Origin of the sequence: Aeromonas sp. 95A (assembly GCF_051919235.1) — a bacterium.
Taxonomy (GTDB): domain Bacteria; phylum Pseudomonadota; class Gammaproteobacteria; order Enterobacterales; family Aeromonadaceae; genus Aeromonas; species Aeromonas veronii.
The window spans coordinates 1,755,543-1,777,702 of the sequence record NZ_JBQBFC010000001.1; the positions used below are offsets into that span (position 1 = coordinate 1,755,543).

The 22,160-nt window shown below is 55.6% G+C and carries 20 protein-coding genes; 5 read left to right on the plus strand and 15 right to left on the minus strand.

From position 1 onward, the window contains the following. Window positions 1–28: 28 nt before the first annotated feature. The 9 genes from bamA to rpsB all read right to left on the minus strand — a co-directional run bounded on the left by bamA (window position 29) and on the right by rpsB (window position 10,077). A complete protein-coding gene (gene bamA / locus ACTG2U_RS07695; protein WP_139443189.1) occupies window positions 29–2,581 on the minus strand; it encodes an outer membrane protein assembly factor BamA in 2,553 nt (850 codons plus the stop codon). A 34-nt stretch (window positions 2,582–2,615) separates the two neighbouring features. Continuing rightward, window positions 2,616–3,968 carry a sigma E protease regulator RseP gene (gene rseP, locus ACTG2U_RS07700; protein ID WP_005338567.1) on the minus strand — a complete coding sequence of 451 codons (1,353 nt, stop codon included), beginning with the start codon at window positions 3,966–3,968 and terminating at the stop codon, window positions 2,616–2,618. Continuing rightward, window positions 3,968–5,164: a 1-deoxy-D-xylulose-5-phosphate reductoisomerase gene (gene ispC, locus ACTG2U_RS07705; RefSeq protein WP_144714771.1), complete on the minus strand. Its 1,197-nt coding sequence runs from the start codon at window positions 5,162–5,164 to the stop codon at window positions 3,968–3,970. Before ispC ends, rseP begins: the two co-directional genes overlap by 1 nt. Beyond that, complete coding sequence (locus ACTG2U_RS07710) at window positions 5,164–6,021, minus strand: phosphatidate cytidylyltransferase (RefSeq protein WP_026034918.1); 858 nt, start codon at window positions 6,019–6,021, stop codon at window positions 5,164–5,166. The genes ispC and ACTG2U_RS07710 overlap by 1 nt, the downstream gene beginning before the upstream one ends. 27 nt (window positions 6,022–6,048) lie before the next feature. Then, window positions 6,049–6,825: a polyprenyl diphosphate synthase gene (gene uppS / locus ACTG2U_RS07715; RefSeq protein WP_005338574.1), complete on the minus strand. Its 777-nt coding sequence runs from the start codon at window positions 6,823–6,825 to the stop codon at window positions 6,049–6,051. Between the two features lie 72 nt (window positions 6,826–6,897). Further along, window positions 6,898–7,455: a ribosome recycling factor gene (gene frr / locus ACTG2U_RS07720; protein WP_005338576.1), complete on the minus strand. Its 558-nt coding sequence runs from the start codon at window positions 7,453–7,455 to the stop codon at window positions 6,898–6,900. Window positions 7,456–7,556: 101 nt separating this feature from the next. Continuing rightward, complete coding sequence (gene pyrH / locus ACTG2U_RS07725) at window positions 7,557–8,291, minus strand: UMP kinase (RefSeq protein WP_005338577.1); 735 nt, start codon at window positions 8,289–8,291, stop codon at window positions 7,557–7,559. Window positions 8,292–8,362: 71 nt separating this feature from the next. Next, window positions 8,363–9,244: a translation elongation factor Ts gene (tsf, locus tag ACTG2U_RS07730; protein WP_005338578.1), complete on the minus strand. Its 882-nt coding sequence runs from the start codon at window positions 9,242–9,244 to the stop codon at window positions 8,363–8,365. 104 nt (window positions 9,245–9,348) lie between these two features. Next, complete coding sequence (gene rpsB / locus ACTG2U_RS07735; protein WP_005303470.1) at window positions 9,349–10,077, minus strand: 30S ribosomal protein S2; 729 nt, start codon at window positions 10,075–10,077, stop codon at window positions 9,349–9,351. A gap of 371 nt (window positions 10,078–10,448) precedes the next feature. On the opposite strand from rpsB, the gene map reads away from it, so the two are divergent. The 5 genes from map to ACTG2U_RS07760 all read left to right on the plus strand — a co-directional run bounded on the left by map (window position 10,449) and on the right by ACTG2U_RS07760 (window position 15,677). Next, window positions 10,449–11,237, plus strand: a complete 789-nt coding sequence (gene map / locus ACTG2U_RS07740) for a type I methionyl aminopeptidase (protein WP_005338579.1) — start codon at window positions 10,449–10,451, stop codon at window positions 11,235–11,237. A gap of 85 nt (window positions 11,238–11,322) precedes the next feature. Beyond that, window positions 11,323–13,971: a bifunctional uridylyltransferase/uridylyl-removing protein GlnD gene (gene glnD / locus ACTG2U_RS07745; RefSeq protein WP_439974318.1), complete on the plus strand. Its 2,649-nt coding sequence runs from the start codon at window positions 11,323–11,325 to the stop codon at window positions 13,969–13,971. A 174-nt stretch (window positions 13,972–14,145) separates the two neighbouring features. Continuing rightward, window positions 14,146–14,973, plus strand: coding sequence for a 2,3,4,5-tetrahydropyridine-2,6-dicarboxylate N-succinyltransferase (gene dapD / locus ACTG2U_RS07750; protein WP_005338581.1), 828 nt, complete (start codon window positions 14,146–14,148; stop codon window positions 14,971–14,973). Between the two features lie 126 nt (window positions 14,974–15,099). Continuing rightward, on the plus strand, window positions 15,100–15,483 hold the full coding sequence (locus ACTG2U_RS07755) for a DUF3461 family protein (RefSeq protein ID WP_005338583.1): 384 nt from the start codon (window positions 15,100–15,102) through the stop codon (window positions 15,481–15,483). Window positions 15,484–15,512: 29 nt separating this feature from the next. Then, a complete protein-coding gene (locus tag ACTG2U_RS07760; protein ID WP_421301976.1) occupies window positions 15,513–15,677 on the plus strand; it encodes a hypothetical protein in 165 nt (54 codons plus the stop codon). Window positions 15,678–15,758: 81 nt separating this feature from the next. Here the strand turns inward: ACTG2U_RS07760 and ptsG are convergent, their stop codons facing one another. The 6 genes from ptsG to ACTG2U_RS07790 all read right to left on the minus strand — a co-directional run bounded on the left by ptsG (window position 15,759) and on the right by ACTG2U_RS07790 (window position 22,140). Then, window positions 15,759–17,189: a PTS glucose transporter subunit IIBC gene (gene ptsG / locus ACTG2U_RS07765; RefSeq protein WP_005338586.1), complete on the minus strand. Its 1,431-nt coding sequence runs from the start codon at window positions 17,187–17,189 to the stop codon at window positions 15,759–15,761. A gap of 424 nt (window positions 17,190–17,613) precedes the next feature. Beyond that, on the minus strand, window positions 17,614–18,546 hold the full coding sequence (locus ACTG2U_RS07770) for a MalM family protein (RefSeq protein WP_421301974.1): 933 nt from the start codon (window positions 18,544–18,546) through the stop codon (window positions 17,614–17,616). Between the two features lie 75 nt (window positions 18,547–18,621). Further along, entirely contained in the window at window positions 18,622–19,989 is a 1,368-nt protein-coding gene (locus ACTG2U_RS07775; protein WP_103251464.1) for a carbohydrate porin, read from the minus strand. Window positions 19,990–20,503: 514 nt separating this feature from the next. Next, complete coding sequence (locus ACTG2U_RS07780; protein ID WP_421206719.1) at window positions 20,504–20,944, minus strand: flavodoxin; 441 nt, start codon at window positions 20,942–20,944, stop codon at window positions 20,504–20,506. 90 nt (window positions 20,945–21,034) lie between these two features. Continuing rightward, on the minus strand, window positions 21,035–21,808 hold the full coding sequence (gene truC / locus ACTG2U_RS07785) for a tRNA pseudouridine(65) synthase TruC (RefSeq protein WP_019445213.1): 774 nt from the start codon (window positions 21,806–21,808) through the stop codon (window positions 21,035–21,037). Further along, entirely contained in the window at window positions 21,805–22,140 is a 336-nt protein-coding gene (locus tag ACTG2U_RS07790; protein WP_005338596.1) for a YqcC family protein, read from the minus strand. The genes truC and ACTG2U_RS07790 overlap by 4 nt, the downstream gene beginning before the upstream one ends. Window positions 22,141–22,160: the final 20 nt, after the last annotated feature.

Below are 22,160 nucleotides of genomic sequence, written 5' to 3' on the forward strand. Positions count from 1 at the left end.
CACCGCATGGGTGGGGGCGAAACTCTGCTTAGAAAGTACGACCGATGTTGAAGGAGAAGACTTCGGTGCGATCCCCTTCATATTTCTTGATCGGCTTGGCCAAGGCAAACACCAGCGGGCCCATGGGCGAGAGCCACTGCAGGGAGACACCGGCAGAGACCCGGATATTGCTCGGGCTGGAGTAGTCCTGGCTCAAGTAGTTGCAATTAGAACTGGCGGTACAGGGATATGCCCCGTTGGCAAAGTCAGTGCTCCAGACGGTACCAGCATCCATAAAGATGGTGGAACGGATCTGCGGACGATAGGTCTCGGAGACGAACGGGGTCGGGAACACCAGCTCCAGTGACGCAACAGCCAGCGCGTTGCCACCCACCGAGGTATCGGAACCTTCGTAACCACCAGTTCCACACGGACTGCCGTCACTAGGACATAAAACATTACCGTTTGGATCTTTCTCGCCTGGCTTATAGTATTTTTGGTAAATAGCCTTAGGACCAATGGTATTGCTCTTGAAGCCACGTACCGTATCGAAACCACCGGCATAGTAGTTCTCGAAGAACGGCAGCATGGCGTCATCGCCATAGCCGTTACCGTAGGAGACGCGCCCCTTGCCGATCATCACCCAGTTGTGGTCCGCATCGAGCGGGAAGTAGTGGGCATCTTCGGCAGAGAGCTTGTAGTACTGCAGTTCCATGCCCGGCACGGTTACCTTGGCGTTGATACGCTGGCGATCACCAGCGGTGGGGAACATCCCCTTGTTCAGGGTGGAGCGGGTCCAGCCAGCGGTCACATCGACGGTCACGAAGTCGAGGTTAGCGCCATCCTGTGAATAGGCATTCCAGAACTGATCCATCTGCACCGACTGGCGGTTATCATTCCACTGATCCCAGCAGTAGGTATTGCCATTGGTATCCGGATTTTCATCCAGACACTGCTGATAATTCTGGGCATTGAACGATGGACGGCTCAGTTTGGTACTCTCGATACCGGTACTGAAGTCGAGACGGTTGAACTCGTTGACCGGGAAGCCGCTGGAGAGACGGAAACCGATGGTTTCGTTCTCGTAATCGACGATATCGGCATCATCGGCGCGGAACTGGTTGTAGTAGACCCGACCACCCAAGCTGACACCATCTACAGTGAAGTAGGGGTCGTTGTAGCTCAGGTCAACGTTCTTGGAGTAGTCGTTGGTGCTGGCGTTGATGGAGACCGTTTTACCGGTACCCATAAAGTTATTCTGAGAGATCCCTGCCTGCAGGCTCAGACCCGATTCGGTACCGTAACCGATACCGGCGTTGATGGAGCCTGCTGGCTGCTCCTTGACCTTGAAGTCGAGGTCAACCAGGTCATCGTTGCCCGGCACCCGCTTGGTGTCCACTTCGACGCTCTCGAAGTAGCCAAGGCGGTTGAGACGGCTCTTGGACTGCTCGATGTTGTCGGAGGAGAGCCAGGTGCCCTCCATCTGGCGCATCTCGCGACGCAGTACCTGATCTTCGGTAGTGGCGTTACCGCTGAAGTTGATATTGCGCACATAGACACGGGGGCCCGGCTCAACGTTGACGATCAGCTCCACTTCCTTGGTCTTGTCATTGATCTGCGGGAAGGTGACCACTTTCGGATAGGCGTAGCCGTAACGGCCGAGGAACTTGGAGAGCACCTCTTCGGTATGAGTCACCTGACTGGCAGAGTAAGTGCTGCCGGCAGCGATCGGGATCAATCCCTTCATCTCGCCACCGCGATCGATCAGGTCACCCTTGAGCTGGACACCGGAGACCTTGTACTGATCCCCTTCCTTGATGTTGAGGGTGACGTAGACGCCCTTCTTGTCGGGGGTCATGGAGACCTGGGTAGACTCTTGCTGGAAGCGGATATAGCCACGGTCCATGTAGTAGGAGCGCAGGGTCTCGATATCACCGGCCAGTTTCTGCTTCTGATAGCGCTGATCGGCGGTGAAGTTCCACCAGGGCACTTCGTCGCGTAGGGAGAGCTGGGCAATCAGCTTCTCTTCAGGGAAGACGCTGTTGCCGACGATGTTGATCTGCTGGATCTTGGCCGCTTCCCCTTCCACGAAGGTGAACTTGAGGTCGACCCGGTTGCGCGGCAACGGGGTGACGATGGCCTTGACCTTGGCGGAGTATTTACCCACGCCATAGTAGAAATCTTCCAGTCCCTTCTCGAGGGAAGTGAGTACGGTGCGATCCAGCGGATCGCCCACACGGATACCAGAGGACTCCAGACTCTGGGTCAGTTGCTCCTCTTTGATATCCTTGTTGCCGGCAAACTCGATGCTGGAGATGGTCGGACGCTCCTTGACCATCACCTGCAGCACCTGGCCGTCACGGTAAACCTTCACATCCTCGAAGTTACCCGAGGCATAAAGCTTTTTGATGGCGCTGGCCAGAGCAACGGAGTCGACGGTATCACCTACCCGGATCGGCAGGTTCAACAGTGCGGCACCCAGGGTCACCCGTTGCAGACCTTCGACCTGGATATCTTGCACCACAAAAGAGGCAGGGGCCGCCTGGGCCAGGAAACTGGCACCCAGCAGGCAACTCAACACCAATGCTTTTTTAACAGCCATTTTGTTCTTATGTGTCCTTGTTGATGCTCTGGCCTCAGAGGCGAGCGAAATCGTTAAACAGCGCAATGCCCATCAATAACATCAGAATGGCGGCGCCGATCCTGAAACCCACTTCCTGTATTTTCTCTGATACCGGCTTGCCGGTGACCGCTTCGATCAGGAAATAGACCAGATGGCCACCGTCGAGCACCGGCAGGGGGAACAGATTGATAATCCCCAGGTTGACGCTGATCAGCGCCAGAAAACTCAAGAAATAGACCAGACCATAGTCGGCACTGCTGCCGGCGCCCTTGGCAATGGAGATGGGGCCGCTCAGGTTGTCCAGCGACACGATGCCACCGATCAACTTGCCAATCATGTCAAAGGTGAGCGTGATCAGGCTCCAGGTCTTGTCCGCGCCATGCCACAGCGCCTGCAAAGGCCCATACTGTAACAGAATTCGATATTCATCCGGTAATGGAACCAGTTGCGGCGAGAGACCGACGAATCCTACCAGCTTGCCCTGCACCTTGCGGCTATCCGGGGTCAGAGTCACGTTGAGATCACTGTTGTTGCGCTCAACCACCACTTGCAGGGGTTCACCCGGTGCCTGCTGCACCAGTTCGACAAACTGGGCCCACGCGGTAATAGGCTGATCGCCGACCTGTTTGATACGGTCACCGACCTGCAGCCCCGCCTTTTCACTGGCACTCTTGGCCACCACGGCAGCCACGACTGGCAGCACTTTGCCACTCAGGGGGACGATCCCCAAGCTGCCGATGGGCGACTCTTTATCCGGATCAAAAGTCCAGCCGGTCAGCGACAAGGTTTTATCGGTGGCATAGCTGGTATTGGGTGCCTGCACTTTCAGGGTGACTGCATCATCACCCAGATGGCTGATAAGGGCGTAAGTGACGCTCTCCCAGTCACCGGTCTGCTCATCGCCGACCCCGACAATCTCCATCCCCGGCAGCACACCCGCCTCGGCAACTATGGATGCCGGACGCACTTCACCGATCACCGGCTTGACACTCGGCACCCCGATGATAAACATCAGCCAGAGGGCAAACAGGGCAAAGACGAAGTTGGCCATAGGACCTGCGGCAACAATCGCCATTCGCGCCCAGACACTCTTGTGGTTGAAGGCATACTGCTCGTCACCGGGCTTGAGTTCATCGACCCGGCCATCGAGCATCTTGACGTAACCACCGAGCGGGATCAGCGCCAGCACATATTCGGTGCCATCTTTACCCATCCGGCGCCAGATCGCCTTGCCAAAACCGATAGAGAAGCGCTCAACCTTGACGCCACAACGACGGGCCACCCAGAAGTGACCAAACTCGTGCACCGCGACCAGCAGGCCCAGCGCAACAACAAAGGCACCGATATTCCACAACACACCGCCCATCAGCCAAGCTCCTCAATCAAAGTGTGAGCACGGGCTCTTGCCGCACCGTCCAGGGCAAACAGATCATCGAGCGAGCCGACGGCGCTGCTCTCCAGCGCCAGCATCACTGCCTCGTTGATCCGGGCAATATCCATAAAGCCGATGCGCCCGGCCAGGAAGGCGGCAACCGCCTCCTCGTTGGCTGCATTGAGCGCAGTGGTCGCCGCTTGTCCCTTCTGGCAGGCATTGATGGCCAGCGCCAGACAGGGATAACGATCATAATCAGGCCGGATAAAGCTGAACTCTCCGACACTGAAGAAATCCAAAGGTTCCACACCGGAAGGGATGCGATTGGGATAAGCCAGCGCATGGGCGATGGGGGTACACATATCCGGATTGCCAAGCTGAGCCAGCACGGAGCCATCCTTGTACTGCACCATGGAGTGGATCACCGACTGCGGGTGGATCACCACCTGGATCTGCTCGGGCGCCGCATTGAACAGCCAGCGCGCCTCGATGTACTCCAGCCCCTTGTTGATCATGGTGGCGGAGTCGACCGAAATCTTGGCCCCCATCGACCAGTTGGGATGGGCGATAGCCTGCGCCGGCGTCACCTTGGCAAGCTCGCTGATCTCGGTGTAACGGAACGGGCCGCCGGAACCGGTCAGCAAAATCTTGCTGATCCCCGCCGCCGCTAGATCGCAAAAACCGGGCTGGCGCTGCACGGCGGTCGGCAGACACTGGAAGATGGCATTGTGTTCGCTGTCGATGGGCAGCAGCTCGGCGCCATGCTCTCGCACGGCCTCCATGAAGAAAGCACCGGACATCACCAGCGCCTCCTTGTTGGCCAGCAAAATACGCTTGCCGGCACGTACCGCGGCCATGGTCGGGGCCAGTCCGGCCGCACCGACGATGGCTGCCATCACGCTATGGGCGTCGGGGTGAGCGGCAACCTCGCAAAGGGCTGCTGCACCAGACATGACCCGGGTCGCACTGCCGTGCGCTTTCAGACGGGCAGCCAGTTCACGGGCGGCATCCTCATCGACCATCACGGCAAAACGGGGGGAGAATTCGAGGCAGTCCCGCAACATAGCATCCACGTTGCGGGCGGCGGTCAACGCCAACACTTGCCAACTGCCCGGGTTATGGCGCAGCACTTTCAAGGTACTCTGACCAATGGAGCCGGAGGCTCCCAGAATAACCAGTGACTTGTGCATCAAAACTCCTGACTGAGTAGCAGATAACTGAGCAGAAACACCGGCAGGGCGGCGGTCAGGCTGTCAATCCGGTCGAGAATGCCCCCATGACCCGGCAGCAGGGTGCCGGAGTCCTTGATGCCCGCTTCGCGCTTGAACATGCTCTCGGTCAGATCACCGAGTACGGAGGCAAGCACCGCCAGCAGAGAGCAAAACAGCACGGTGATCATCTTGGCAGGAACAAATCCCATCGACCAGGTAACGCCGATGGCCAGCAGGCTGGCGGTAAAGAGGCCGCCACACATTCCTTCGATGGTTTTGCCCGGACTCACAGCCGGTGCCAGCTTGTGCTTACCGAACGCCTTGCCGAAAAAATACGCGCCAGAATCTGCCGCCCAGACCAGTCCCATCACGAACAACAGGATCCAGGCCCCCATCATGGGGTCATGGTAAAAGTTGTAACCACGGATTGCGACCAGCGACCAGAAGAAGGGAACCAGGGTCACCAGACCAAACAGCGACTTGAGCCAGATAGACTCTTTCCACAGCTTGGCGCTTTGGGGATAGCGCAGCACCAGCAGCAGGCCCAGCAGCCACCAGCTTACCGCGGTCCAGAGCACGCCCATCACCAGGGGGTGCAGATGGGGCGTCCAGAGTTGCTCTACCGGCAGCCAAAAGAGGCTGGCACCGAGCAACAGACAAAATACGATGGGCAACCATTGCTGCGGAGCAGCAGAGACAAACCCACTCCATTCGCGACTGGCCAACAAAAACACCAGCGCTGCCAACAGGGCAAAAAATTTCAATGGCAGAAAGAAGAGCGCCCCCAACACCAGGGGGATCAACATCAAAGCAGTAATAATTCGTTGTTTTAGCAAAAGAAACCTCTCTCTTGGGAGCGGGGTTTAGCCGGTCTGCTGCTCGGCGATCAATTCCCGTATCTGTTCACCCGTGCAACCGAAGCGACGCTCGCGGGCAACGAAAGAGGCAACCGCCTCACTGAACTCGGCCTCGTTGAAATCAGGCCACAATACCGGGGTAAAATAGAGCTCGGCATAGGCGAGCTGCCATAACACAAAGTTGCTGATGCGATGATCGCCACCGGTGCGGATCAACAGGTCCACGGGTGGCAGATCGGCCATGCAAACCTCGCGGGTCAACATGGATTCATCAATGTCGTCAGCGGCCAGTTCACCGGCCGCCACTGCTTTAGCCAGCTTGCGGGCCGCCTGGGCGATATCCCACTGGCCGCCATAGTTGGCCGCAATGTTCAGGGTCAACCCCTTGTTATTGGCGGTCAAGGCTTCCGCCTTGGCGATTTTGGCCTGCAACCGCTCACTAAAGCGAGCAGTATCGCCAATCACCTTGAGCCGGATCCCGTTGTTGTGCAGTTTCTGCACCTCACGACCCAGCACTGTGATGAACAGTTCCATCAAGGCACTGACCTCCCCTTCCGGGCGGCGCCAGTTCTCGCTGGAGAATGCAAACAGGGTCAATGCCTCGATCTTGGCACGCGCAGCAAAGGTAACGGCCTCGCGCACTGACTTGACGCCCGCCTTGTGGCCATAAACCCGCATCTTGCCTCGGTTCTGGGCCCAGCGACCGTTACCATCCATGATGATGGCGACGTGACGGGGTAAAGACGAGTTGGCACAATCACCCAACGCAGCCAAAAGCGACATGTAATTCTCCCACAAAGACAAAAGCGCCGTGCAGGGGCACTACACGGCGCTCGTAATATACCTTTCAGACGGTTAGATTTCCATTAGCTCCTTCTCCTTTACGGCAAGGGCCTCATCGACCAGCTTGATGTAGGAGTCGGTCAGTTTCTGGATCTCTTCCTGGGCGCGACGATCATCGTCTTCGGAGATCTCTTTGTCCTTCAGCAGCGCTTTCAGATCGGCGTTGGCGTCACGACGGATGTTGCGCACGGCAACACGGGCGTTTTCCGCTTCGGCACGGACGATCTTGGTCAGGTCACGACGGCGCTCTTCGGTCAGCGGCGGCAGCGGCACGCGCAGGGTCTGGCCATTGCTGGACGGGTTCAGGCCCAGATCGGAGGTCAGGATCGCCTTCTCTACCGCCTGGATCATGGAGCGGTCAAAAATGGAGATGGAGAGGGTGCGAGCATCTTCTGCCACGACGTTGGCCAACTGTTTCAGCGGAGTGGCAGCACCGTAATACTCAACCTGGATGCCGTCGAGCAGGCTCGGGTGAGCGCGGCCGGTACGGATCTTGGACATTTGAGTCTTGAGCGCTTCTACGCTCTTGCCCATACGGTCCTTGGCGTCGTTTTTAATCTCGTTGATCACAGTGGTTTTCCTTTTGGCGAACGAGCCGCTACACGGCCCGTGTCTATCTTATTTACTGACGTGATGGATAGGATAAGAGCGCCAGGTGGCTCACTTTTATCTTATTTACCAACGTGGTGGATCAGAGTGCCTTCCGGTTCACCCATGACAACCCGGCGCAGGGCACCCGGTTTGTTCATGTTGAACACACGGATCGGCAGATCATGGTCACGTGCCAGGGTAAAGGCAGCAAGATCCATCACCTTGAGCTCTTTTTCAAGAACTTCATCATAACTCAGTTCATGATACAGCACGGCATCCGGATTCTTGACCGGATCTTCGTTGTATACACCATCAACCTTGGTGGCTTTGAGCACCACGTCAGCTTCGATCTCGATCCCGCGCAGACAAGCCGCAGAATCGGTAGTGAAGAAGGGGTTGCCGGTACCGGCAGAGAAGATAACGACTTTGCCAGCACGCAGCTGGCTGATTGCCTCGGCCCAGCTGTAGGAGTCACAGACGCCTTGCAGGGAGATGGCAGACATCAGACGGGCATTCACATAAGCACGATGCAGGGCATCACGCATGGCCAGACCGTTCATCACGGTTGCCAGCATACCCATGTGGTCGCCCACCACGCGGTTCATGCCCGCTTTGGCAAGACCGGCACCACGGAACAGGTTGCCGCCACCGATGACCAGACCGACCTGAACACCCAACTCAACCAGTTCTTTGATCTCTTGGGCCATCCGCTCCAGCACCGCCGGATCAATGCCGAAACCCTCGGATCCTTGCAGGGCTTCACCACTCAACTTCAGAAGAACACGTCTGTATGCAGGTTTGGGATTGGTACTCATGTCACTGATTCCTGGTCATATAAAGACCGCGACATAAGTCGCGGTCTGGGGAAACGGAAAAACCGGTTCGATTAGGCCTTTTGAGCGGCCGCGATTTGGGCTGCAACTTCAGCAGCGAAATCGGTCTCTTGCTTCTCGATGCCTTCGCCCACTTCGAAACGGGTGAAGGAGACAACGTCAGCGCCTTCTTTCTTCAGCAGCTCGGCAACGGTCATGGAAGGATCTTTCACGAACGGTTGACCAGTCAGGGAAACCTCACCGGTGAACTTCTTCATGCGGCCTTCAACCATCTTCTCGGCGATCTCTTTCGGCTTGCCGGAGTTGATGGCGATGTCGATCTGGATTTCGCGCTCTTTGGCAACGACTTCAGCAGACACGTCTTCAGGCTTGACGAATTGCGGGCTGTTGGCAGCAACGTGCATGGCCAGATCTTTGGCCAGCTCGGCAGAACCACCGGTCAGCTTGGTGATAACACCAATGCGGGAACCGTGAACGTAGGTACCCAGGTTGTCACCTTCAACCAGCATCACGCGACGCAGGTTCATGTTCTCACCGATCTTGGCGATCAGGTTGGTGATGGTCAGCTCGACGGATTCGCCGTTACCGAAGTCAGCGGCTTTCAGCGCGTCAACGTCAGCAATTTTCTGGGTCGCAGCGATGTCAGCGATCTTCTGGCCCATTGCCATGAAGCTGGCATCTTTGGCGACGAAGTCGGTTTCGCTGTTCAGCTCGATCATGACGGCAACGTTGCCTTCGGTGCGAGCAAAGATAACGCCTTCAGCGGCGATACGGCCAGCTTTCTTGGCAGCTTTGGCCTGACCGGATTTGCGCATGTTCTCAATTGCCAGCTCGATATCACCAGCAGCTTCTTCCAGTGCTTTTTTGCAATCCATCATGCCAGCGGCAGTGCGCTCGCGCAGTTCTTTTACCAGGGCGGCAGTAACGTTAGCCATGTCCAGTATCCTCGGTCTTGAATTGACAAGAAACAGGGGCCACAAGGGCCCCTGCTAACCAATTACATCAGCTTGGTTAATAAGGGCTTTACAGTCCTTATCAATTACTCAGCTTCAACGAAGCCATCTTGTTCGGCTTGAACAACGATGTCCTGAGCGCGAGCTTCCAGTACGGTGTCAGCAGCAGCATTCAGGTACAGCTGTACGGCACGGATAGCGTCGTCGTTACCCGGGATGACATAGTCAACGCCGTCCGGGTTGGAGTTGGTATCAACGATGGAAACTACCGGGATACCCAGGTTATTGGCTTCTTTGATAGCGATATGCTCGTGGTCGGCATCGACAACGAACAGAACGTCAGGCAGGCCGCCCATGTTCTTGATACCACCCAGGCTCTTCTCCAGCTTTTCCATTTCGCGAGTACGCATCAGCGCCTCTTTCTTGGTCAGCTTGTCGAAGGTACCGTCCTGGCTCTGGGTTTCCAGATCTTTCAGGCGCTTGATAGACTGACGAACGGTTTTCCAGTTGGTCAGCATACCGCCCAGCCAGCGGTGGTTTACATAGAACTGGTCGCAACGCTCAGCGGCTTCTTTTACGGCTTCAGACGCGGCACGCTTGGTACCAACGAACAGTACCTTGCCTTTCTTGGCAGCTACGGAGCTGATGAAGTTCATGGCATCGTCAAACATCGGAACGGTTTTTTCCAAGTTGATGATGTGAACTTTGCTGCGGGCACCGAAGATGTAGGATTTCATTTTCGGGTTCCAGTAACGAGTCTGGTGACCGAAGTGAACGCCGGCTTGCAGCATGTCGCGCATAGAAACTTTAGCCATTTTATACCTCTGTATTGGGGTTAGGCCTCCACACATCCCATATAACCGACCCGTTAAGGCACCCCGGCATATGTGTCGATGTGTGTGTGTTGTTTAAGTAAGGGTGATGAAATCGGGACGCAAGTTCCCCATTCCGGCGCGCTTTATATCATAACTTTGTCCAGGACACCACCGGCCGACACCCTAAACAGGTGTAAATATGGATCCCGCCAGAGGATGCTGCGACGCCGATTTGACGTTGTGATGACAATCACACTGGAAGTACGCGGGGGTTGCGGATAAAATTTTGCCCTGATTGCAAACGCATCTATTTTTCATTACCTGTCCTGTCTGCCCTCGCAGGCCCAGCGGCAGGCCGCAAGAGAGATCCCATGTCCATTAAAATCAAGACACCGGAAGAGATTGAAAAGATGCGCGTTGCCGGCCAATTGGCCGCCGATGTGCTGGTCATGATTGCGCCCCATGTCAAAGCTGGCGTCACCACTGACGAACTGAACACCCTCTGCCACGACTATATTGTCGACGTACAACAGGCGGTTCCAGCTCCGCTCAACTACCACGGCTTCCCCAAATCCATCTGCACCTCGGTGAACGATGTGATCTGCCACGGTATCCCGAATCACAAGAAACTGCGCGATGGCGACATCATTAATCTGGATATCACCGTCATCAAGGATGGCTACCACGGCGATACCTCGGCCATGTTCATCGTGGGCGAGACCACCCCACTGCGCCGCCAGCTCTGCAAAGTTGCGCAAGAGAGCCTCTACGCCGCCATCAAGAAGGTGCGTCCGGGTGCCTGCATCACCGAGATTGGCGCTGTTATTCAGCCCATCGTCGAGAAGGCCGGTTTCTCCGTAGTGCGTGACTACTGCGGCCACGGCATCGGTGCCGAGTTCCACGAAGAGCCACAGATCCTCCACTATCGCAACAGCGGCAAGCTGGAGCTGAAAGCGGGCATGTGCTTCACCATCGAGCCGATGGTCAACAGCAAGAAGTATCACTGCAAGGTCAATCCGAAGGATGGCTGGACCGTGACCACCAAGGATGGCGGCGACTCCGCCCAGTGGGAACACACCCTGCTGGTGACCGAGGATGGCTGCGAGGTGCTCACCCTGCGCCCCGATGACACTATCGACCGCTTCATCAAACACAGCTAACATCGAACCCCGGCCCTGAACTTCCAAAGCGCCGGGGTTTTTACTTCTGTTTCAGCCATTTGCCTGCCACTGTGTGTGAGATGCCATGGACGCCAGCCTGCTTTCCCCCCATTTGTTACCCGATGATCAGCTCACTCGCGACAACTGCAAAGAGTACCTGAGCCGCTTTCTCGGCTGGCTGCACGCCCGTTTTGATGCCGGCGACAACATCATCGAGCTGGTCGCCACCCGCTCCGAGTACATGGATCAGTTGCTCTGCCGGTTGTGGCAGAAGTTCGGCTTCGACAAGAGCGACCTAACCCTGATCGCGGTAGGCGGTTATGGCCGTGGCGAGCTGCACCCCCACTCCGACATCGACCTGCTGATCCTCTATGATGGCGACGAACTGGACGAAGTGCTGGGACTGCGGATCGGCGAGTTCATCACCTTGCTGTGGGATCTCAAGCTTGAGGTGGGTCAGGCGGTGCGCAACGTGTCGGAGTGTCTCGAGCAGGGGCGCGCCGATATTACGGTCGCCACCAACCTGATCGAAGCGCGCTACATCACAGGTCGCCAGGAGGGTTTCCGACAACTGAAAGAGGCCACCGGCCCCCAGCACTTCTGGCCGAGTGAAGCCTTCTTTCGCGCCAAGCGCCAGGAGCAGGCTGAACGTCACCAGCAGTTTCTCGGCACCGCCTACAAGCTGGAGCCCGATCTCAAGAGCAATCCGGGTGGCCTGCGTGATATTCAAACCCTCGCCTGGGTCGCCCGCCGCCACTTTGGCGCCACCACCTTGTTCGAGATGACCAGCCACGGTTTTCTCAACCGCGCCGAGTACCGCGAGCTGCTCGACTGCCAGAATTTTCTCTGGAAGGTGCGCTTCGCCCTGCACATGGCCATAAACAAGGGAGATAACCGCCTGCTGTTCGATCGCCAGCGCACCGTGGCCCAGATGTTGGGGTTCGAGGGGGAAGGTAACACTCCGGTCGAACAGATGATGAAACGCTTCTATCAGACGGTACGGCGGGTCTCCGAGCTCAACGAGATGCTGCTGCAGCTATTTGACGAAGCCATCCTCGGCAACACCGCCATGGATGTGCGCCGCCTCTCCGACGAGTTCCAGCTCCGTGGCCGCCTCATCGATGCGGTGGATGCGGAGTTGTTTAGCCGTGAACCGGCCGCCATCCTGCGCCTCTTCTATCAGATGGCCCAACACCCCGAGATTGCGGGTATCCACTCGGCCACCTTGCGCCAACTGCGCGAGGCGCGCCGCAAACTCAACTGCTGGTTGCAAGACTTACCCGACTGCCGTCGCCTCTTTATGGCGCTGCTGCGCCACCCCAACGGCATCGGCCTGCCGCTCACCCTGATGCACAAGTACGGCATCCTCGCCGCCTATCTGCCGCAGTGGAACCTCATCGTCGGCCAGATGCAGTTCGATATGTTCCACGCCTACACGGTAGATGAGCACACCCACAGGCTGCTCAAGAACATTCATCAGTTTCCCAATCCGGCCAGTCGCCAGAGCCACCCGCTCTGCCACGAGGTCTTCACCCGGCTGCGCAAACCGGAACTGCTCAGCATCGCCGCCCTGTTCCACGACATCGCCAAGGGGCGGCGTGGCGATCACTCGGAGCTCGGCGCCGTCGATGCGCTGGAGTTCTGCCAGCTGCACGGACTCGATCGCTACGAGAGTCGACTGGTCGCCTGGTTGGTACGCCACCATCTGCTGATGTCGGTCACCGCCCAGCGCCGCGATATCTACGATCCCGACGTGGTCACCGACTTTGCCCAGAAGGTGCGCGACGAACAGCATCTCGACCTGCTCTACTGCCTCACCGTGGCCGATATCTGCGCCACCAACGATACCCTGTGGAACGACTGGAAGGGCACCCTGCTGCGGGAGCTCTACTTCGCGACCCAGAAGGCGCTGCGCCAGGGGCTGGAGAACCCGCCCGACATGCGGCTGCGCATTCGCGAAAACCAGCGTCAGGCCAAGCAACTGCTGGCGCAACGGGATGTATCGGAAGAGGCGATCAACCAGCTCTGGGCCGATTTCAAGGCCGACTACTTCCTGCGTCACAGCCCGGAGCAGATCGCCTGGCACTGCCGCCACATCATCGAACATGGTGACAATCCGGCGCCGCTGGTGATCATCGGCAAACACCCGACCCGCGGCGGCAGCGAGGTATTTATCTACTGCCGCGATACCCCGAATCTGTTTGCCACCGTCGCCTCGGCACTGGATCAGAAGAACCTTAACATCCACGACGCCCAGATCATGAACTCGCGCAGCAACTATGTGCTCGATACCTTCGTGGTGCTGGAGCCGAGCGGCGAACCTATCAGCCCCAACCGCACCGCCACCATCAAGAAGGCACTGGAGAAGGCGCTGCAGGAGCCGGGCAAGCTGGTGCTGCGCAACAAGCCGCTGTCACGGCGCCACCGCCAGTTCAGCGTGCCGACCCGGGTGGTCTTCCTGCCCCGCTCTTCGCCCACTAAAGGGGAGAGCCGTCACACCCTGATGGAGCTGACTGCCCTCGATACTCCCGGCCTGCTGGCGCGGATCGGTGCCGTTTTCCAGCAGTGTGGACTGTCGCTGCACGCCGCCAAAATTGCCACTTTCGGTGAGAGGGTCGAGGACTTTTTCAGCCTGACCAGCCTCGATGGCGAGCCATTGACCGCCGAGCAGCAAAAACAGCTGGAAGAGCGACTGGTACACCAGCTCAATCCCCAGCAGTCGGTACTTGATTAAGCGAAGAGTGATTCGAAAGAGGCTGATTGTCGGGCGTTTTTTGCCATACCAAACAACTGGTTGGCGCACGCCGGATGAAGAAATGGCCGCAGGCCGGAAGAATTCCGGTCAACCCCTTAAAAACAGTCGGAAAAGTGTGATACAACAAACAGAATTTTTTAAAGGAAACCTGTCATGACCGAGTTGCAACAGATCATTGAAGCGGCCTTCGAGCGCCGCGACACCATTACTCCGGGCTCCGTGGATAGCGCCACCAAGTCCGCCATCCTGCAAGCCATCGACCTGCTGGACTCTGGCAAGGCACGGGTTGCCGAGAAGATCGCCGGTGAGTGGGTTGTCCATCAGTGGTTGAAGAAAGCGGTACTGCTCTACTTCCGCATCAACGACAACGGCATCATCAAGGGCGACGATGCCCAGTACTACGACAAGGTTCCCCTCAAGTTCTCCAACTACACCGCCGAGCAGTTCAAGGAAGCGGGTGTGCGCGTGGTGCCGCCGGCAACGGCCCGCAAAGGCTCCTTTATCGCCCCCAATACAGTGCTGATGCCCTCCTATGTCAACATCGGCGCCTTTGTTGACGAAGGTACCATGGTCGATACCTGGGCTACTGTCGGCTCTTGCGCCCAGATCGGTAAGAACGTCCACCTCTCCGGCGGCGTCGGCATTGGCGGCGTACTGGAACCGCTGCAGGCCAACCCGACCATCATCGAAGACAACTGCTTTATCGGTGCCCGCTCCGAAGTGGTTGAAGGGGTCATCGTCGAGGAAGGTTCCGTCATCTCCATGGGCGTCTTCATCGGCCAGTCCACCCGCATCTATGACCGTGAAACCGGCGAAATCCACTACGGCCGCGTACCGGCTGGCTCCGTGGTCGTCTCCGGCTCCCTGCCCTCCAAATGCGGCAAGTACAGCCTCTACGCGGCGGTGATCGTCAAGAAGGTGGATGCCAAAACCCGCGCCAAAGTCGGCATCAACGCCCTGCTGCGCTCCATCGACGAGTAATCAGCATTGCTGTGATGAAAGGGCGCCTGATGGCGCCCTTTTGATTTTGGCGCCCCTGTCACAGGCAAGCCATGAGGCATCGGTTAAGATGGATGGGACAGGATCGTTTCAAACCGAGGAAGCCTGATGTACGAGAATCTGAAGAGCCTGGGGATCCAGGATCCCGCCTCCGTCGACAGCTATACCCTGCGCCAGGAGGCCAACCACGACATCCTCAAGATCTACTTCAAGAAGCAGAAGGGCGAGTTCTTCGCCAAGAGTGTCAAATTCAAGTATCCCCGCCAGCGCAAGACCATGCTGGTCGACTCCGGTACCCATGAGTACAAGGATGTCACCGAGATCAACGCCAACCTCAAGTATGTGGTGGATGAGCTGGACAACCTGACCCAGGGCGTCCATCAGCAAGCCGACCCGGACATCAAGCAGAAGATCCTGCGCGACTTGCGTCATCTGGAGAAGGTGGTGCAGAACAAGATCAGCGAAATCGAACGGGATCTGGAGAAACTCTAATCCCCCCGACTCGACAAAAGAGCGCCCAGATGGCGCTCTTTTTATTGGCTGATTACTGGATGACTCTATCTGGCTATAAGGTTGATCTGGTGATGGTGTGCGATAAGGCGAGCGAGGCACAACACCAACAGAAGGTATCCCGTTCACATCGCATCTTGGGCAACGAGACTCCTGCCGAGCTCGACCTGCTGTGACTCGCACGATCCATAACCAGAAATAGCAAGAGGGAGGCTTTCGCCTCCCTCTTCAAACACGCTGATATTCAGGCAACAGGATTAGTTGCTCTTCATCCAGATGTCCATGTCGGTTTTCAGGTTGTCGGACTTGGTACCGAAGATGGCTTGAACGCCGGAACCAGCCACTACCACACCGGCAGCACCCAATTTCTTCAGACCAGCCTGGTCAACCTTGGCAACATCTTTCACGCCAACACGCAGACGGGTGATGCAGGCATCCAGAGAAGCGATGTTCTCTTTACCACCGAAGGCGGCAACCAGAGCAGCAGACATCTCGTCTTTGCCTTGGCCAACGGCCTCTTCAGCAGTCTCGTCTTCACGACCCGGGGTTTTCAGGTTCATGGCACGGATAACGAAGCTGAATACCACGTAGTAGATAGCTGCGTAAACCAGACCCAGACCAACCAGCAGCAGCATGTTGTCGGCACGCGGTGATTGCACCACGAAGTCGATGAAGCCGTTGGAGAAGGTGTGACCGTGTACGATACCCAGAGAGTTGGTCAGCACATAAGCCAGGCCAGCCAGTACAGCGTGAATTGCGTACAGAACCGGAGCGATGAACAGGAAGGAGAATTCAATCGGCTCGGTGATACCGGTCAGGAAAGAGGTCAGGGCTGCAGAGGCCATGATACCAACGATCTTGGCGCGGTTTTCCGGCTTGGCAGCGTGAGCGATGGCGAACGCAGCAGCAGGCAGACCGAACATTTTGAACAGATAGCCACCAGCCAGCTGACCGAAGCCGTTACCGGCAGCGCGGGACGCGTCATCAGCAGTCAGGAAGCAGGTCATGATACCGTGAACAGTTTCACCGGCACCGTTGACACAGGTACCAGCCTGATAGAAGAACGGTACGTTCCAGATGTGGTGCAGACCGAACGGGATCAGGGAGCGCTCAACCACGCCGTAGATACCGAAGGCCAGTACCGGGTTCTGGTTGGCAGCCCAGTCAGAGAAGGCACCGATGGCGCCACCCACTGGCGGCCAAATCACGGACAGGATCACACCCAGACCGATGGAGAGGAAACCGGTGATGATGGGTACGGCACGTTTGCCCGCGAAGAAGCCCAGGTACTCTGGCAGCTGGATCTTGTAGAAACGGTTGAAGGCCCAAGCAGCGATACCACCGGCCAGGATACCACCCAGCACGCCGGTTTCGATGGTTTCAACACCCATCACAGGTGCCATGACCTTCAGGGTTGCGACCATGATGCCGTAGCCAACGATGGCTGACAGACCGGATACACCGTCGTTATTGGTAAAGCCAAGAGCAACACCCACTGCGAACAGCAGGGCCATCTGGCCAAATACAGAACCACCGGCTTGCTCCATCAATTGGGAGACAATTTCCGGCATCCAGCTGAAGTGGGCAGCACCCACCCCCAGCAGAATACCTGCGACTGGCAAGACTGATACTGGCAGCATCAGCGCCTTACCAACCTTTTGCAGATTAGAGAAAGCATTTTTGAACATTGTGTGCGCTCCTGAATGGATTGTCGTCCCTGAACGATCTATCTGGATGAAATAAGGACTGATTCATTCAGATATCTTCGAGTCGGGCTTGTTTATTTTGACCATCAGAATATAACCCAGCGGGTCATAAATTGCTGCTTTCGAAGGCGGGGGAATATTGAATTTGGAGGGAAGATCACAACTTGTTTAGCAGCTAAAAAACAACACTAATATAAGATTAACAATCTGCATTATCACTCTATTACAAAAACATATAAATAGCAGTTTCACTTTGTATTTTAATGATGCGATTTATATCAAATGGAAACTCATTGTAACTCAATGTAACGGCGTTATTTTTATTTATTACAGTCTACCGATTAAAAAGGCCTCCAACAAGGGAGGCCTCAATAAATATATCTGACCAGCAAAGGGGCGTATTATTCTATTTTTGCGAGCGCTTGACCGCATCAATAAACACGCTTTTTGCCTTGGTTGAACCAGCCCGCTCGGCCTCGTTCACCAGCTTCATCGCCTTGTCGATATCCCCCGCCTTGACCGCTTTTTCGATCTGGCTCTGGTAGAAGGCTTCAGTTTCACTCAGCATGGCATGTGCTGAAGTTGATGCTGGTAACACGATGGCACTTTTGCTATTGCCTACGGTAGGCTGAGGTGAGGGAGTGATGGACTGGTTTTGCACTGCACCTAATGACATTACCTGCCCTGAACTCAAGAGCTGGCCAGATGAACGCACCGACAGAGCTAAATTACCAGACATGCTGTGTGAGAACACAGGATCAGCTTCTACCGGCTCGGCCAAGCCAGTCTCCTTTGCCCATTTTCTTGCCGCAGACATTACCTTAGTCTCACCCTGACGACTTTTGGGGTCCGCCTTGATAATCATAAACTCAGCCTGCTGGCCAGATGACGCTTGGTCTAAGGTAATATGGCTATCCAGGGAAATGCGACGACCGATGCTGCCATAAACGAGCTGGAATTGCTCAGCATTGACTTCTTTGACAACCCTCAGAGTTTTGTCTAAAAAAAGCACACTTGGCAACATGATGCTATCAGTGAAATAAGACTTAAGCGTGATATCTATTTGGCTACGCTGTTTGGGCAGCTGAAAGGCTTTGAAGTAAGACTTGCCATCATTGAAGTCAAATACAGGCGAAGAAGAATCCAAGACGACTTCCAGAGTGCTGTCATCATCTGGTAATGCATCAAGGGGCATCTGAGCAAAATCTATGCAACATGCGGGAGACGCCATCAAGGTAGCGAATCCAGAATCCGGAATTGACTGTGAGCTATGACTGGCACACCCACCCAACAGCAGAACTCCAGCCACGATCACAGCCACTTTCGTGTTACGTCTCATAATAGCTATTCCTTTAAATCAAGAAGCGACGCATGAACATGCGCCGCTTCTTTTGCTGTTTAGCTGAGAATCAGCTTAGAACCATACTTCAGCTTCAACCCCGAAGAACACTTGCGAGGTAGACAGCTTGCCGTTGTCTTTGGTGGAGTCAATGCTGATCGCACCAGAGGCATTTTCATCGCTCGATTTCACCCAGGTCACGAAGGGTTTGATCTGTGGACGTCCCCAGTAATCTGCATCAACCGTAAACGCTGTAGCTACTTCCAAAGCATAGAACTGGGTATTTACATCCGTGCGACCCCACTGCGCTTTACCATTCTGATCTTCAACTTTCTCGTTCGCATAAGAACCGGTCAAGAGCAAACGCAGATTGTCATTGATCTTGTAGGATGGCTGCAATGCAAAGATGGTACGAGCAACATCGAGATCACCTCCCCAGCTCACATGTTGTGGAGCCCAATAAGTCAGCTCACTACCAAGCTGCAAGCGAGGAGCCACTTCAGCAACACCATAAGAGGTGAAGAACAGGGCGCTGGAGTCTTTACCGAAACCACCGTTCCAGGAGCCGAAGTTAACCCCACGATTGGAGGCCATACCTTCGCCATAAGCGATAGCCGTTTTGGACCAACCTTTAAAACCATAATAATCACGGTTATAGGCAATAGAGGCACCAACACCGGTATCTGCATTGATGGTATATTTTCCGGTCACCGGATCTCTGTTTGATGCGGCATCAGCATCGGTATTGGACTGCTTCATCCCCTTCAAATCGAAGTCGAAAGTTCCACCAAGAGCTTGCAGACCATAATAATAAATATTCAGTGACGTAGCAGTGCGATTTTCACCGGTTTTGCCGAAGTCATGGCTATTACGAACTTGGCCTGCATCATCAGCTGATACCACGGCCATACCAAAACCACCATTCTGGAAACCAGCACCGACACCGGAAGATTGCTTCCAGAACTCTTTGGTCAAGATCCCTTGTTCACGGTTCAAATAACGTTGACCTGCCCAAATCTTGGTATCCTTATCAAGGAAATCAAAACCAGCCAGCTCCACATAGGCTTCTTTCATTTCAAATTGGGCATCATCACGCTTTGTCTGCAGTGAGCCTTCAGAGGAAACAAAATAGCCAGTGTCACCTGCATTCTGGTTACCATATTCGGCACGAGTGACAAACTCACCCTTTACACCATTTTTTCCTTCAAATTTCTTTTTTACAGACAACTCGACCTGGTTGGCATTTTCATCCATAGAGGTCACAGTACGGTAGTCCTGTTTCCCCAAGGTGTTCATTTTGCTGGCGCCATCGCCATTCCATTGACCACCCAGACGACCATAACCATGTACTTCCCAACCATTATCTGCGTCAGCAGCAACAACAACACCGGAAGAGAGCGCCATACTTACTGCGGCAGCTATCGGAAGCCATTTTGCATTCATTGTCATTTTCCTTTTCCCGCTGAGGATGAGTGATGTCCTAATAATCAAGGCTTAGCCAGTAGATATATCCAAGTGACAAGCAGGTGCGATTATATGGAGCATGCCATCTGGGTGATATGACAACACTCACAAAATGAACACCCATTGCCAAGCCACCACAAAAAGCATAAAAAAAACCCTCAAAAACAACAAACCAGCAGAAATAAAACCCAAAGTGGCAGATTTAAAGCAATAAAAAATCACTTGAAAGCGATACCAACAAAAATATAAGCCATCAAGAAATGTCTCATTAGCTCCACAATTCTTTAAAAACATGATTGAAATCGCTTTCAGCGATTGAACTATTTAGAAAGAACTATGTACATATTTCCACACGAAAGAGGACTCAAAAGAGAAAAAATAAAACAACAACAGAGATAATTTATGGGAACATATGAGAAATGACAGTTCACAAATAACAATCCCCTGTCGGTTAAGGATCAGGGGATTGATATGGCTCTATTTCAGAGAATATTCAGGGCTGAATATCCCACTTTTTCAGCCAGCTGAGTGCCACCTGTTCGGGTTCATCGTGCACGGTGGCATCCAGCTCCAGCGGGGGAATCACTCGCGTGGCGCCCAGCTCTTGCAGCAATCCGTCCAGCCGACGCCCCGCGCCACAAAAATGGTCATAGCTGCTGTCACCCATGGCGATCAGGGCATACCGCAGCCCCTTGAGCCAAGGCGCCTTGTCAGCCAGCTCGCTGGCAAAGGGCTGCAGATTGGGAGGAATGTCCCCCTGTCCTGTAGTGGCACTGACCAGCAATAAAAAACGGCCGGGGTCGATGTCCGCCAGCCGTGCTTCTTCGTGCAGGGTGCAGTGATGCCCCTGGCGTTCCAGCTCATCTGCCAAGGTCTCGGCCACCAGCATGGCTGCGCCATAGACAGTTCCTACCACGATATCGATCTGCGCCATTCTCCTCTCCCTGCTTGAGTCACTCTTTTGAGCAACTCTATCAGCAAGCTGGCGTCAGATGCTACCGGTTCAGGGCTGAGGATCTGGCGCTTAGTAGTCGCTCTCGCTGGCGGGCCAGCCCAGCTCGGCAAACAAGCGCAGCACATCCTGACCGAGCGGCGCCTGGATCCGCATCGGCACCTTGAGCACAGGATGGGTAAAGCTCAGGGTGCGGGCCACCAGCAGCAGCCGTTCGCAGCCAAAGTGCTCGCGAAAGAAACGGTTGTGGCGGCCATCCCCGTGGGTGGTATCCCCGACGATGGGGTGGAACAGGTGATCCATATGGCGGCGCAGCTGATGCTTGCGGCCGGTCTTCGGGAACAATCTGACCAGACTGTAGCGACTGGTGGGGTGCTTCTTGGAGACCGCGTGGGGCAGCTCGACCTGATGCAGGCGCCGGAAGGTGGTGACGGCATCCTGCGCCGGGCGATCCGGGTTGCTCATGGCATCGGCAATCTTGTCCAACTGCTCCTTGAGGGGATAGTCGATCACCCCCTGCTCGGGCGCCCAGCCACGCACCAATGCCAGATACTCCTTGTGCACCTGACGTTGGGTGAAGGCTTCGGTGAGTGCGCGGGCAATCACCGGATCGAGCGCAAACAGCAGCACGCCGGAGGTGGGACGGTCGAGGCGATGCACCGGATAGACATGGCGACCGCCGATGAGATCCCGGGTCATCTGCATGGCAAAACGGGTCTCGCCCTTGTCGAGCCAGCTGCGATGCACCAGCAGACCGGACGGCTTGTTGACCGCCACCAGCCACTCATCCTGATAGAGCAGAGTCAGCTTCAGGTCACTCTCTTCTCGAGTTTGCGCAGGCATCATTGTTCGATCACTTTGCCGGAGAGCAGCAGATCGAAGCGGGCGATCAGGCGCAGCAGCGCTTCTGCTTCGGCCAGATCTTCTTTGTAGACTTCGCTGGCCATGGGATAGAGGGAGACGCTGGTGGGCAACGGCGCCTGCAACATCACCAGTTGCTCCATGCGCGGGATCAGCACGAACTGCAGCCACTGATCAAAGCTCAGGGTATCGACACAAAAAGGCAGGGTGCTTGCCAGGGCTTCGTCACCGGGATGGTCAGCTTGCCAGCGCTCGAGGCGCTGCAACTCGGCGGTGAGTTCCCCCAACAGGCCAGCTACCAGCAAATATTGATTCATCTCGCTCTCTTCCTCATAAC